The 12,293-nt window shown below is 62.8% G+C and carries 13 protein-coding genes; 6 read left to right on the top strand and 7 right to left on the bottom strand.

Features of this window, described 5'->3' with window-relative positions; genetic code table 11:
• Nucleotides 1-146: 146 nt before the first annotated feature.
• The 4 genes from FZF13_RS22390 to FZF13_RS22375 all read right to left on the bottom strand — a co-directional run bounded on the left by FZF13_RS22390 (nucleotide 147) and on the right by FZF13_RS22375 (nucleotide 5,220).
• Nucleotides 147-1,949, bottom strand: coding sequence for an ABC transporter ATP-binding protein (locus tag FZF13_RS22390; protein ID WP_024922204.1), 1,803 nt, complete (start codon nucleotides 1,947-1,949; stop codon nucleotides 147-149).
• Between the two features lie 387 nt (nucleotides 1,950-2,336).
• Nucleotides 2,337-2,738: a GNAT family N-acetyltransferase gene (locus tag FZF13_RS22385; protein WP_024922203.1), complete on the bottom strand. Its 402-nt coding sequence runs from the start codon at nucleotides 2,736-2,738 to the stop codon at nucleotides 2,337-2,339.
• Between the two features lies 1 nt (nucleotide 2,739).
• Nucleotides 2,740-4,452, bottom strand: coding sequence for an NAD+ synthase (locus FZF13_RS22380; RefSeq protein ID WP_024922202.1), 1,713 nt, complete (start codon nucleotides 4,450-4,452; stop codon nucleotides 2,740-2,742).
• Between the two features lie 54 nt (nucleotides 4,453-4,506).
• Entirely contained in the window at nucleotides 4,507-5,220 is a 714-nt protein-coding gene (locus FZF13_RS22375) for a DNA-3-methyladenine glycosylase I (protein WP_024922201.1), read from the bottom strand.
• 99 nt (nucleotides 5,221-5,319) lie between these two features.
• Here FZF13_RS22375 and FZF13_RS22370 point away from each other — a divergent pair, with 99 nt between their 5' ends.
• Together FZF13_RS22370 and FZF13_RS22365 are read left to right on the top strand one after the other, a co-directional pair.
• Nucleotides 5,320-5,898 (top strand): DUF1003 domain-containing protein, encoded by a 579-nt coding sequence (locus tag FZF13_RS22370; protein WP_024922200.1) that lies wholly within the window; start codon nucleotides 5,320-5,322, stop codon nucleotides 5,896-5,898.
• Nucleotides 5,895-6,500, top strand: coding sequence for a DedA family protein (locus FZF13_RS22365; RefSeq protein ID WP_024922199.1), 606 nt, complete (start codon nucleotides 5,895-5,897; stop codon nucleotides 6,498-6,500). The genes FZF13_RS22370 and FZF13_RS22365 overlap by 4 nt, the downstream gene beginning before the upstream one ends.
• Here FZF13_RS22365 and FZF13_RS22360 read toward each other — a convergent pair.
• On the bottom strand, nucleotides 6,497-6,856 hold the full coding sequence (locus tag FZF13_RS22360) for a diacylglycerol kinase (protein ID WP_024922198.1): 360 nt from the start codon (nucleotides 6,854-6,856) through the stop codon (nucleotides 6,497-6,499). The two genes, FZF13_RS22365 and FZF13_RS22360, sit on opposite strands and share 4 nt — an antisense overlap.
• Before the next feature lie 373 nt (nucleotides 6,857-7,229).
• Here FZF13_RS22360 and FZF13_RS22355 point away from each other — a divergent pair, with 373 nt between their 5' ends.
• The 3 genes from FZF13_RS22355 to FZF13_RS22345 all read left to right on the top strand — a co-directional run bounded on the left by FZF13_RS22355 (nucleotide 7,230) and on the right by FZF13_RS22345 (nucleotide 9,538).
• Nucleotides 7,230-8,300 carry a GGDEF domain-containing protein gene (locus FZF13_RS22355; protein WP_024922197.1) on the top strand — a complete coding sequence of 357 codons (1,071 nt, stop codon included), beginning with the start codon at nucleotides 7,230-7,232 and terminating at the stop codon, nucleotides 8,298-8,300.
• 124 nt (nucleotides 8,301-8,424) lie between these two features.
• Nucleotides 8,425-8,805: an MbcA/ParS/Xre antitoxin family protein gene (locus FZF13_RS22350; RefSeq protein ID WP_024922196.1), complete on the top strand. Its 381-nt coding sequence runs from the start codon at nucleotides 8,425-8,427 to the stop codon at nucleotides 8,803-8,805.
• Nucleotides 8,765-9,538 carry an RES family NAD+ phosphorylase gene (locus tag FZF13_RS22345; protein WP_036254732.1) on the top strand — a complete coding sequence of 258 codons (774 nt, stop codon included), beginning with the start codon at nucleotides 8,765-8,767 and terminating at the stop codon, nucleotides 9,536-9,538. Before FZF13_RS22350 ends, FZF13_RS22345 begins: the two co-directional genes overlap by 41 nt.
• Here the strand turns inward: FZF13_RS22345 and FZF13_RS22340 are convergent.
• Nucleotides 9,509-10,411: a LysR substrate-binding domain-containing protein gene (locus FZF13_RS22340; RefSeq protein ID WP_036254733.1), complete on the bottom strand. Its 903-nt coding sequence runs from the start codon at nucleotides 10,409-10,411 to the stop codon at nucleotides 9,509-9,511. The genes FZF13_RS22345 and FZF13_RS22340 overlap by 30 nt on opposite strands.
• A gap of 108 nt (nucleotides 10,412-10,519) precedes the next feature.
• Between FZF13_RS22340 and FZF13_RS22335 the strand changes: the two genes are divergently transcribed.
• Complete coding sequence (locus FZF13_RS22335; RefSeq protein WP_024922193.1) at nucleotides 10,520-10,816, top strand: hypothetical protein; 297 nt, start codon at nucleotides 10,520-10,522, stop codon at nucleotides 10,814-10,816.
• Nucleotides 10,817-10,879: 63 nt separating this feature from the next.
• On the opposite strand, the gene FZF13_RS22330 is transcribed toward FZF13_RS22335, so the two are convergent.
• Entirely contained in the window at nucleotides 10,880-12,253 is a 1,374-nt protein-coding gene (locus FZF13_RS22330; protein WP_024922192.1) for a class II 3-deoxy-7-phosphoheptulonate synthase, read from the bottom strand.
• Between the last annotated feature and the right edge of the window lie 40 nt (nucleotides 12,254-12,293).

The following is a 12,293-nucleotide window of genomic DNA, read 5'->3' as shown; positions in this document are numbered from 1 at the left end:
GTAAAAACAAAGAGCTAGAGCATTGGAGCCGATCCTGGATTCGCCGAAAATGCTCTAGTCAACTTCAGACCAGATCCGCGCGGTCGAAAAGCGGCGGGCCGCACCTTGCGATGCGGCCCGCCATTTTCGTTTCGCAACGATCCGGATCAGACCAGGCCCTTGGTCAGTTCCAGCGCCTGCCGCTCGAACAGGCGGCGATAGATGCCACCGCTCAGCCGGATCAGCTCTTCATGCGAGCCCTCTTCGACAATCTTGCCGCGGTCGAAGACCAGCAGCCGGTCGAGCGCCCTGACCGTCGACAGGCGGTGGGCGATGACCAGCGTGGTGCGGCCGACCATAAGCCGCTCCATCGCCTGTTGGATCAGCACCTCCGATTCCGAATCGAGGCTCGACGTCGCCTCGTCCAGGATCAGGATCGGCGCATCCGCGAGGAAGGCGCGCGCGATGGCCACACGCTGGCGCTCACCGCCCGAGAGCTTGACGCCGCGCTCGCCGACGAGCGTGCCGTAGCCTTTGGGCAACCGGGCGATGAAGTCATGCGCGCTGGCAAGGCGCGCAGCCTCCTCGATCTCGGCCTGCGTGGCGTCAGGCCGGGCATAGGCGATGTTCTCCGCCAGCGAACGGTGGAACAGGATCGGCTCCTGCTGCACGATCGCGATCTGCTGGCGAAGCGACGACTGCGTGACCTCGGAAATATCCTGACCGTCGATCAGGATGCGACCGCCGCTGAGGTCGTAGAGCCGCTGTATCAGCTTGACGAAGGTCGTCTTGCCCGAACCCGAATGGCCGACCAGGCCGACCCGCTCACCGGGCTCGATCACCACCGAGAAATCGCGATAAAGCGGCTCGCGATGGCTGCCATAGTGGAAGGTGACATGGTCGAAGAGGATGCCGCCGTCGACGATGCGGGCATGCTCGGCGTCCGGAGCATCCTCGATGCCAAGCGGCTGCGCCTGGAAATCGACCAGTTCTTCCATGTCATTGATCGAGCGTTGCATGTTGCGGATGTGCATGCCGATGTCGCGCAGGTAGCCCTGCAGCACGAAGAACGATGTCAGCACGAAGGCGACGTCGCCCGCGCTGGCCTGCCCCCGCAACCACAGGAGCAGCACGACGCCGATAACCGCCGTCCTCAGCGCAAGCAGCATGATGCCCTGCACCGTGCCGTTGACGGTACCGCGAATCCAGGTGCGCCCGGTGCGGTTGCGCCACTTGGCGACCACGCCGGCAAGACGCCCTTCCTCACGCGCTTCCGCGCCAAAACCCTTGACGACCGCGTTGCAGCTCACCGCGTCGGCCAGCGAACCGCCGAGGCGCGTGTCCCATGCGTTGGCCAGCCTGGCCGCCGGCGCGACATAGGCGAGCGACAGCACGGCGGTGACGCCGATGAAGATCAGTGAGCCGAGCGCCACCACCAGCCCCATCAGCGGCCAGTACCAGCCGAGCAGCACGGTCGAGCCCACCAGCATGACCACCGACGGGAACAGCGCCACCAGCACCGTGTCGTTGAGGAGGTCGAGCGCCCACATGCCACGCGTAACCTTGCGCACGGTCGAGCCGGCAAAGGAATTGGCGTGCCAGTCGGTCGAGAAACGCTGGACGCGGTAAAACGCGTCGCCGCAGATGTCCGACATCATCTTCAGCGTCAGTTCGACGATGGCGAGGAAGCCGAAGTTGCGGAAGACGACGGAGGACAGCGCCAATCCGATCAGCGCGATAAATGCCGCGACCGCAGCATCCCAGGCCTCCTGGCTCGATGCGGCGCCTGAAGCGACGGCATCGACCAGACGGCCGGAATAGAGCGGCGTCAGCACATCGGCCAACGTCGAAAGCAAAATCATGAGCAGAATGAACAGCACCCTGATCGGCTGCCGCCGCCAGTGTGCCAGGGTGAAGCCAAAAACGCTGCCGAATGCGCCAGCGCGCAAGTCGATCTTGAAACGAGTCATGGTACCTGCAGGCACAAACGTGCCTGATCCCGAAAAAGTGTAAAAGAAACACCGCTTTGAAGGGCAATCTTGCGCCCGGTCGCGGATACGATGGTGGAGCGGCCAGCCCTAGGCGGGGTGGCGGTCGAGGCAATCTGAAGCCGATCTCGCGGCGACGTGTTCCCGCAGGAACGGCGCCGAAGAGTTAAGCTTCGCGACCTCGCATACTGTTCTCAAATTCCATCATTCGTATCCTCCCGGAAGGGAATCGCGGATGCTGACCTTATAGGAGAGGCATTTTGCCACGCCAACCCCGCGCCTGTCACAAAAGCGTCGTGGCATAAAAGGTGAGGCTATGCTGCAACACCGGCTCGGTCTGGGTCGATCGAAGCAACCCGTCGACGGCCTTCAGCGCCGCCGGCGCATCCAGAAGCCGTCATTGGAAACCTCGAAGCCGAAGCCGGCATAGAGCGAGTGCGCGTCGGTGGTGCGCAGGCTCCAGGACCCGACCTGCGCAAGATCTGGATGATCGAGCAGCGCGCCGACCAACTTCTTGCCGATGCCGACGCCGCGCCGTTCCGGCCAGACGATGACGTCGCAAAGATAGGCGAAGCAGGCATGGTCGGTGACCGCGCGCGCGAAACCGACCTGTTCGCCGTCGATGAATGCGGAAACGCAGAGCGAATTGTCGAAGGCGCAGCGGTGGATTTCATCGCTGCGCTGCGCGCCCCAGTAGCTCGCCTTGATGATCGCCGAAGTGGCTGCGAAATCGATGCGGTCGCGATCGAAGGAAATTTCGACTTCGCTCACATCAGCCCCGGTCACGGAAGCGGTTGGTGATGGGATAGCGACGGTCGCGGCCAAAGTTCTTCTTGGTGATCTTGACGCCCGGCGCGGCCTGGCGGCGCTTGTATTCGGCGATGTAGAGCAGGTTCTCCATCCGCGCCACCGTCGCCCGGTCGTGGCCGCGCTTGACGATCTCGTCGACGCCCATCTCGTTCTCGACCAGGCATTCGAGAATGTCGTCGAGCACCGGATAGGGCGGCAGCGAATCCTGGTCTGTCTGGTTTTCGCGCAACTCCGCCGACGGCGCCTTGTCGATGATGTTGTGCGGGATCACCTCGCCGGAAGGTCCGAGCGCACCCGGCGGCACATGGCTATTGCGCCAGCGCGACAACGCATAGACCTGCATCTTGTAGAGGTCCTTGATCGGATTGAAGCCGCCATTCATGTCGCCGTAAAGCGTGGCGTAGCCGACCGACATCTCCGACTTGTTGCCGGTGGTGACGACCATGGAGCCGAATTTGTTGGAGATCGCCATCAGGATGGTGCCGCGCGCACGGCTTTGCAGGTTTTCCTCGGTGATGCCTTCCTTGGTGCCTTCAAACAGCTGCGTCAGCGCGTGCGAAAAGCCCTCGACCGGCTCGGCGATCGGCACGATGTCGTAGCGGCAGCCGAGAGCACGGGCGCAGTCCTCAGCGTCCTTCAGCGAATCCTTCGAGGTGTAGCGATAGGGCATCATCACGCAGCGGACCCGCTCCTCGCCCAGCGCATCGACGGCAAGGGCGGCACAGATCGCCGAATCGATGCCGCCGGAAAGACCGAGCACGACATTCTTGAAGCCGTTCTTGTTGACGTAGTCGCGCAGGCCAAGCAGGCAGGCGCGGTAGTCGGCCTCCTCCCGGTCCGGTATCCGCGACATCGGCCCTTCCGAGCAGGTCCAGCCCCTGCCCCCACCATTTTGCGCGCTCTCGGCGTCGCGGTTGCGTTTCCAGGTGGTGACGGCGACCGTCTCCTCGAACTGGCTCATCTGGAAGGCGAGCGACTTGTCCGCGTTGATGGCGAAGGACGCACCGTCGAAGACCAGTTCGTCCTGCCCGCCAAGCTGGTTGGCATAGATCATCGGCAGGCCGGTCTCGATGACCTGCTTGATCACCACCTGATGGCGCACGTCGATCTTGGTGCGGTAATAGGGCGAGCCGTTGGGGACCAGAAGGATTTCGGCGCCGCTTTCGGCCAGTGTCTCGCACACGCCGAGTTCGCCCCAGATGTCCTCGCAGATCGGCACGCCGACGCGGATGCCACGAAAATTGAACGGTCCGGCGATCTCAGGACCAGCCTGGAACACGCGCTTTTCGTCGAACTCGCCATAGTTCGGCAGGTCCACCTTGTAGCGCTCGCCGAGCACCTTGCCGCCGTCGGCGAAGAGGATCGAATTGTGGGTGCCGCTCTTGCGCTTCAGCGGCGTGCCGATGATGACGGCAGGCCCGCCATCGGCGGTGTCCTTGGCCAGTTCATTGGCGGCGCGTTCGCAAGCCGCCAGGAACGCCGGCTTCAGCACCAGATCCTCCGGCGGATAGCCGGAAATGAACAGTTCGGTGAACAGGACGAGATCCGCCCCCTGGCGGGCGGCGTCCGCTCTCGCCGCGCGCGCCTTGGCTAGGTTGCCGACGACGTCGCCGACAGTCGGGTTCAGCTGGGCAACGGCGATGCGGAGCGTGTCGGGAGCGGTCTTGCTGGTCATGCCTGCGGGTGTAGCGCGCCCGTGGTCAAGCGGCAACGGCGATCGGATGGGCCACTACTCGCCGCTGTATTGCTGAAGCACTTCCGCCGGGCGGTTTTCGCCGATCGACATCGAAAGAATGCGCGAGATGTGCTTGCGCGACAGGCCGGTTGTTTCCACCCAAGCGTTGATCTGCACCTGGATCTTGTCGAGGTCGCGTTTCGACGTCGGGTTTTCGGCTATGTCCAGCCCGGCATCGCGCAATGCCGCCGACATGTCCCTGGAGATGATAAAAGTATCCCAGTCGAGCCACCGCAACAGATATTGCCCGGTGGCGCCGCCAAGCCGGCTGCCATGCTTGGCGAGATAGGCGGTCAGCCCGACCTGGTCGGCGGCGGGCCATTGCGCCAGGAATTTGCCGAACGAGCCATGTTCCTTCGAAACTTGTTCGACAAAAGCGGCGTTGTCGCGCACCGACCGTATCTTTTGCGGATTGCGCACGATGCGTTTGTCCGAGGCAAGATCGTGCCAGAAATCGTCCGGTTGGAACAGCAGGCGCTTTGGCTCGAAACCCAGGAAGGCAGCCTCGAAACCCGGCCATTTCTGCTCGATCACGCTCCACACGAAACCGGCCGAGAACACCCTCTCGGCCATCGCCGAAAGCACGCGGTCGTCCGACACCTTCGCCACGAGCCTGTTGTCCGGGGCAGCGCCAAGCAATGAGACCAGAACCGCATCGCCGCCTTTGCGCTTTGCGGCGCGGGCACGAATCTGCTGAAAACTGAGCACGCTTGGCCTCCACCACAGCCGCGGCGCAAATGCCGCGATACCGTTGCGTTTATCTTCTATGGTTCGACCAAGGCGTGCAAGCAAAGCCGGGAGGAACCCATGCAACACAAGACCATGGCGGAACTGGCCAGTCGCTGGCTGTCGCGCAACGCCGAAGCCTTGACCGAAGGCGAGAGACGCGTGCTGCAAAGCGCCATCGAACGCAAGACCGTAGCGCGCGATACCACCAGACCGCACAAGGAAGCGGCGCGTCTCGGCGACCGGGTCGCTGATGCTGTCGCGCGGATAGGCGGCTCCTGGAACTTCATCATCGGGTTCCTCGTCTTCCTCGCAGCGTGGACGGCGCTGAACTCCCTTCTTCTTTTGAGCGGCGCCTTCGACCCCTACCCCTATATTTTTCTCAATCTCATCCTGTCGATGCTGGCGGCCATACAGGCGCCGGTCATCATGATGTCGCAGAACCGGCAGGCCGAACGCGACAGGATCGACGCGGCGCACGATTACGAGGTCAATCTCAAGGCCGAGATCGAGATCATGGCGCTGCACGAGAAGCTGGACGAACTGCGCCACAGCCAGATCGTGGGCATGTGCGACGACATCGCCCGTATTTCCAGCCAGGTTCGGCGTCTCGACGAGACGCTTGCCCTCCACCTCAAGAACGACAAAACGCGCAAATGAGCGAGACCGTCCACAGGCTGATCGAGCAATATGGGCTGCTGGCGGTCTTTCTCGGCTGCCTGGCTGAGGGCGAGACCGCCGCCATCCTTGGCGGCTTCTTCGCTCACCAGCATGTGTTCGCGCTCTGGCAGACCTTTGTCGCCGTCTTCACCGGCGCCTTCCTCGGCGACACCGCCTTCTTCGTGCTGGGGCGTCACTTCGCGCAGACACGGCTGGTGCGGCGCTTTCGTCGCAAGCCCGGCTTCAGTCGCGCCTACCGGCTGGTCACCGACCACCCCAACATCTACGTGCTGTCGAACCGCTATATTTACGGCATGCGCGTTCTGGGCGGCATCGTTGCCGGCCTTTCCGGCATCGCACCAGCGCGCTTTGTCGTGTTGAACGCGATCTCGGCCGCCGTCTGGGCAGCTTTGTTTAGCGGTCTGGGTTATGTCTTCGGCGCCGGCGCCCAACAGATCATCGGCCGCGCCCTGCTCCATCACGAGCGGGTGCTGGTCGCACTCGCCATCGGCCTCGTGATCTTCGCCATTGCCTTTGCGGTGGCGCGAACCTTGATCCGACGCGAGCGGGTCAGGGAAAGCAGCGCTGCGAGCAGCGGCTAAACCGGAATGCCGTAGATGCGCTCGAAAATCGCGAACAGCCAGATGCCGCCCGCCAGCACGATCGAGATCAGTACGGCCAGCGAGCCGCAATCCTTGGCAAGCTGGATGTCGATGTTGAACTCGCGGCTGATGGCATCGCAGGTCGCCTCGATGCCAGTGTTCAGCACTTCGACCATGATCAGCATCAGCACGGCGCCGATCAGCAGCGCATAGCCGCTCCAGCTCGTCGCCACGAACCAGCCGAGCGGTATCGCCAGCACCAGCAGCATCAACTCCTGCTGGAAAGCCGCTTCGCTCGCGGCAAGTCGGCGAAACGCGCGTACCGAATTGTAGAAGGCGTCGATCAGCCGCTTCATGGACCCTTTTTCCTTTTCCGGCGGCCGGCGTCGCACTGTTTCGCCCGCTCGATGGAACGGCGCGCTTATCCGACATCCTTTTGTCATCCGCAACCGGCAAGGCGGTTGCCTTCTCCCAAGTTTTCGGCAAGAAGACGGCCAGATGCGAACAAAAAGCATTTGCCCGTACTTGCGGGAACGACACAGCTTCAAGTAGAAAAAGCCGCCGGAAACGCGGCAGGTTAAGAAAACTTTAGCGCTGACACATCTAAGGTTCGATCGCGAAATACGCGGGCGGGACGTTTTTCGCGCGGAATTGGCTTTGGAACGTTCTGCAACCGGCAGCTTAGGAGCTTCGCGCTCGAGCCGGATCGCTTGGGGGAATTGAGTTTAAATGCAGCCTGCTGCCGTGACGCCCGAAAGAAGCTCCGACATCGCAACGACGGTCGTTGCAACGATGCGGCAGCTGGGCGTTGTCGCCATGCCGCGCAATTACGAAATCTTCTATGAGGCGCTGACGGGCTCCAATCCTGAGCTCAGCCTCGCCGTGCTGGACCTCAGCAAACGGCCGACGCAGGAAGATCTCGACAAGATCGGCCGCAAGTTCTTCTCACAGAACCACAGTACCGGCATTGTCGATCATGTCCGTGGCGTGCTTGCGCGTGAATTGGAAGACATTGCCTCGCTCCTGCGCAGTGAGCGCACGCACATCGAAAAATACGGCAAGATTCTCGATGAGACGTCCGACGGGCTCGCCAATCGCGGCGTCATCTCCAAGGAATTGCTGGAAAAGATCGTAGGCGCCGTCTCGACAGCGACCGCCTCGACGATCGACCACGGCAAGCAGGTCGCCAGCACGCTCGGCGACAAGTCGGCCGAACTGGAAAGCGTGAAGTCGAAGCTCGAGGAATACAAGCGCCTCGCCGACACCGATCCGCTGACCCAGGTTTGGAACCGTCGCGCCTTCGACAACGAGATTGCGCGCATCTACAACAGCAACAAGGGCATCCTGTTCAACGCCCTGATCCTTGCCGACATCGATCGTTTCAAGGACATCAATGACCGCTACGGCCACCCGGTCGGCGACAAGATCCTCAAGGACATCGCCGATATCTTCCAGACCAGCGTTGCCGGCGGCATGTTCGTGGCCCGCACCGGCGGCGAGGAATTCGCCCTCATCGTCGAGGGCACCAGCGAGGAAACAACCTTCGATATCGCCGAGCGCATCCGCGTCCTGATCGAGCAGACGCCTTTCGTCAGCAGCCAGAATGGCGCCAGCTACGGCACCGTGACGGTTTCGATGGGCATCTGCATGGCTTCCGAGGCGATCGGACCGGAGGAACTCTATTCAAAGGCCGACCGCGCGCTCTACCGCTCCAAGGTGGATGGCCGCAACCGCGTCACCCGGCATTCGGTGATGGCCGGCCGCGCCAGCAAGAACTGGCTGATCTACAAGAAAGACTGACGCCACCCACCCCTGGGTCTGGCGCGATGCGGGCCATCCGCAAGGCCAGTTGTCGATTCTTGCCGGCCCCACCTCTTTCCTGATGAACTTTCTTGCACTATATTTGCTGCAGAAAGGATCAATCATGTCGACCAGGATCGCCATAACGCCGAGAACCGAAGAAAACGCCGTCATCACCAAGGCGACGTTGCGTGCCGCCGAGCGGCTCGATGTCACCGCGCGCGCGCTGTCCTCGATCATCGGCGTCTCCGAGGCCACGGTCTCGCGCATGCGCAAGAACGACTTCCTGCTCGACAAGGGTTCCAAGCCGTTCGAACTGGCCGTGCTGTTCGTTCGCCTGTTCCGCTCGCTGGACGCCATTACCGGGGGCGACGAGACGGTGGCGCGGTCCTGGTTGCGCAACACCAACACCGCGCTTGGCGGCAAGCCGCTGGAAAAAATGCTCACCATTGCCGGGCTTGTCGATGTCATCGCCTATCTGGACGCCCGCCGCGCTCTCGTCTGAGGCAGTCAGCCTCAAAGGCCAGTGCTGGCGCATGGTCGAGGCGCAGCACCACGTCTCGACCCTGAAACTCGTCGACACACTGGACGAGCAGGCGCTGCTGGAAGAGTTGATCGAGGATACCAAGCCGCATATCCCGCTGGAATGCCGGCACCTGCACTACCTGCTCGCCACACCATTCCGCTACGGCTCGGTCTACCCCTACGGGTCGCGCTTCCGCCGCGCCGGCAGGACGCTGGGCGTCTATTATGCCGCCGAGACCATCGCCACGGCGGTGGCGGAAATGTCGTTCTACCGGCTGCTGTTCTTCGCCGAATCGCTCGACACGCCATGGCCGCGCGACGCCGCCGAATACACGGCCTTCTCCATAAGCTACGCCACTGGCAAGGCCATCGACCTCACCCGCCCGCCGCTCGACCGGGACGAAGCCGCCTGGACCCACCCGACCGACTACGCGCCTTGCCAAGCACTGGCCGAGGCCGCGCGGGAGGCCGGCGCCGAGGCGATCCGCTACCGGTCGGTGCGTGATCCGGAAGGCGTCAATGTCGCGCTGCTTGGCTGCCGCGTCTTCACACGATCGCAGCCGCAGGAATGGCAGACCTGGCGCGTGCGCATCGGCGCGTCCGGCGTGCAGGCGCTCTGCGAATTCCCGCCGCGCCGCATCGGTTTCGACCGGGCGGCCTTTTCAGGCGACCCCCGGCTCGGTTCACTGATTTGGGATCGCGGCAAAGGCTGATCGCGTCGCTTCCGCCTCGGCGATGACCCAATCGCGGAACAGCCGGATCTTGCGCGACCGGTGACGCGATTTCGGATAGACGAGGCTGTAGCTGCGGTCGTCGCGTCCGACATACTGGAAAGGCCGTATCAGGCGGCCGCTTTTCATTTCATCGGCGAAGAATATTGGCATCACCATGGCGACGCCTTGTCCCTGCAAGGTCAGGGCGACATCGATGGTCTGGACGCCAACCACCAGATCCATGCGATTGTCGTCGCCGGTCTGTACGCCGGCTCCCGCAAGCCAGGACGCCCACCAGCTCTGTGCGCCGAACCGGCGTATTTTCAGCAGATCGGCAGGGTTCACGATTGAATGCCGTTCCCGGAAGTCGGCGGTGCAGACCGGCGCATATTCCATCGGAAACAACGCGAAAACCTCATGCTCGGGCAGCACATTGTCGCTGCCCCGGATCATGATGTCGATGTCTTCCCTGGCGAAGTCGACGAGGTCGTTCGAGGTATGCACCTTGATCCTGATCTCGGGATTGGCGGCCTGGAAAGAGGACAGCCGAGGAACAAGCCAGGTGGATGCGACTGTCGGCAGAACCGATATGATCAGATGAAGATCAGGCTTCTCAACCACTTCGACGAAAGCCGAGCCAAGCAGGTCGAGAGCCTCGGTAACCTTCGGCGACAGCTTGCGGCCGGCCGCCGTCAATGTGACCTGTCTGGGCTCACGCACGAACAGCGGAACGCCGATACGCTCTTCCAGCAGCTTTATCTGATAGCTGACCGCCGCCTGCGTCATGCCGAGTTCCTCGGCCGCGCGCGTGAAACTCTGATGCCTGGCGGCAGCCTCAAAGGCCCGAATGGCGGCAATAGGCGGCAGCTTCATGCCGATACATAAGCATTCTTTATCGCAGATAGCGATATTTCGCTTTGTCAGACCAGCCCGCGCTCACCATCTTGCCCTCGTAGGATTTACCCAATCTCGAGGCCTGGCATGAAAGCGCTGTTGAGGACTTTGCTCGCGTGGTTCGGGCTTTCGCGGCGCCGCAATGCGCTCGGCATCCGCCAGATCGATCGTTCGGGAGCGTTCCACGGGATGAGCGCCGCGCAGTTGCGCGACATCGGCCTGTGGCGAGACGACGAGCATTCTTATCTCAGGCTGCGCGAGCCGCCCGCCCTCGACGTCCTGTTCCCGCGATCCGGCGGAACCCCGCCTGGCGGCGGCTCCAACTCGCGCTCGGGTCCGACGCGGCCGCGCATCAGCGTGAACGAAGACGTGTCTGCCGGTTGACCGCACAAAAAAGGCGCCGATCCAGCCGGCGCCTTTTTCTCGTCTCCAATCAACCCTGCTTGCCTACTCGGCGGCCTGCGTATGCGGCTGGCGGACATGGCTCTTCTTGAGCAGTTCCGAGACCAGGAAGGCCAGTTCGACCGACTGATCGGCGTTGAGGCGCGGATCGCAATGGGTGTGGTAGCGGTCCTGCAGGTCTTCCGCCGTAATGGCGCGGGCACCGCCCGTGCATTCGGTGACATTCTTGCCGGTCATCTCGATGTGGATGCCACCAGCATGGGTGCCTTCGGCCTGGTGCACGTCGAAGAAGGTCTGCACTTCCTTCAGAATGCGCTCGAACGGCCGCGTCTTGTAGCCGGCGGCGGTGATGGTGTTGCCGTGCATCGGGTCGCATGACCAGACGACGCTGCGGCCTTCGCTCTTCACCGCGCGCACCAGCTTCGGCAGATGCTCGGCCGCCTTGTCGGAGCCGAAACGCGCGATCAGCGTCAGCCGGCCCGGCTCGTTTTCCGGGTTGAGCAGGTCGATCAATTCGAGCAGCCCTTCCGGCGTCAGCGACGGGCCGCATTTCAGGCCAAGCGGGTTCTTGATGCCGCGGCAATATTCGATATGGGCGTGATCGGGCTGGCGCGTGCGATCGCCGATCCAGATCATGTGGCCGGAGGTGGCATACCAGTCGCCCGAGGTGGAATCGACGCGGGTCAACGCTTCCTCGTAGCCGAGCAGCAGGGCTTCATGGCTGGTGTAGAAGTCTGTTTCGCGCAGCGCGAAGTTGCTTTCCGAGGTGATGCCTACGGCGCGCATGAAATCCATCGTCTCGGTGATGCGATTGGCCAGCGCTTCGTATTTCTCGGCCTGCGGGCTGTCGGCGACGAAGCCGAGCATCCAGCGATGCACGTTCTCGAGGCTCGCATAGCCGCCCTGCGCGAAAGCGCGCAAAAGGTTCAGGGTCGCTGCCGACTGACGATAGGCCATTTCCTGGCGGGCGGGGTCCGGCACGCGCGACTTCTCGTCGAACTCGATGCCGTTGATGATGTCGCCGCGATAGCTCGGCCAGGTCACGTCGCCCTTGGTTTCGTTGTCGGACGAGCGCGGCTTGGCGAATTGGCCGGCAACGCGGCCGATCTTTACCACCGGCTGCGAGCCGGCGAAGGTCAACACCACGGCCATCTGCAGGAACACGCGGAAGAAGTCGCGGATGTTGTCGGCGCCGTGCTCGGCGAAGCTTTCGGCGCAGTCGCCGCCCTGCAAAAGGAAGGCCTCGCCATTGGCGACGGCGGCCAGCTGCTTCTTCAGCTTGCGCGCTTCACCCGCGAAGACGAGCGGCGGAAAGGTAGCAAGGCGGGCTTCGGTCTCCTTCAGCGCGGCAAGGTCCGGATACGCCGGCACCTGCTGGATCGGCTTGCTTCTCCAGGAATTCGGGGACCATTTCGTCATTGTCTTACCCAACACGCTTTCATGCGGGGAACGGATCGCC

Source organism: Mesorhizobium terrae (assembly GCF_008727715.1).
Lineage (GTDB): Bacteria > Pseudomonadota > Alphaproteobacteria > Rhizobiales > Rhizobiaceae > Mesorhizobium > Mesorhizobium terrae.
This window is presented reverse-complemented; position numbering and strand designations above follow the sequence as displayed.

What these genes read in the sequence shown, in the direction of transcription:
- FZF13_RS22370 (WP_024922200.1), top strand. Translation starts at nt 5,320, where the DNA reads ATGCAACACAAGACCATGGCGGAACTGGCCAGTCGCTGGCTGTCGCGC.
- FZF13_RS22360 (WP_024922198.1), bottom strand. Translation starts at nt 6,856, where the DNA reads ATGAAGCGGCTGATCGACGCCTTCTACAATTCGGTACGCGCGTTTCGC.
- FZF13_RS22390 (WP_024922204.1), bottom strand. Translation starts at nt 1,949, where the DNA reads ATGACTCGTTTCAAGATCGACTTGCGCGCTGGCGCATTCGGCAGCGTT.
- FZF13_RS22380 (WP_024922202.1), bottom strand. Translation starts at nt 4,452, where the DNA reads ATGACCAGCAAGACCGCTCCCGACACGCTCCGCATCGCCGTTGCCCAG.
- FZF13_RS22350 (WP_024922196.1), top strand. Translation starts at nt 8,425, where the DNA reads ATGTCGACCAGGATCGCCATAACGCCGAGAACCGAAGAAAACGCCGTC.
- FZF13_RS22330 (WP_024922192.1), bottom strand. Translation starts at nt 12,253, where the DNA reads ATGACGAAATGGTCCCCGAATTCCTGGAGAAGCAAGCCGATCCAGCAG.
- FZF13_RS22365 (WP_024922199.1), top strand. Translation starts at nt 5,895, where the DNA reads ATGAGCGAGACCGTCCACAGGCTGATCGAGCAATATGGGCTGCTGGCG.
- FZF13_RS22355 (WP_024922197.1), top strand. Translation starts at nt 7,230, where the DNA reads ATGCAGCCTGCTGCCGTGACGCCCGAAAGAAGCTCCGACATCGCAACG.
- FZF13_RS22345 (WP_036254732.1), top strand. Translation starts at nt 8,765, where the DNA reads ATGTCATCGCCTATCTGGACGCCCGCCGCGCTCTCGTCTGAGGCAGTC.
- FZF13_RS22335 (WP_024922193.1), top strand. Translation starts at nt 10,520, where the DNA reads ATGAAAGCGCTGTTGAGGACTTTGCTCGCGTGGTTCGGGCTTTCGCGG.
- FZF13_RS22340 (WP_036254733.1), bottom strand. Translation starts at nt 10,411, where the DNA reads ATGAAGCTGCCGCCTATTGCCGCCATTCGGGCCTTTGAGGCTGCCGCC.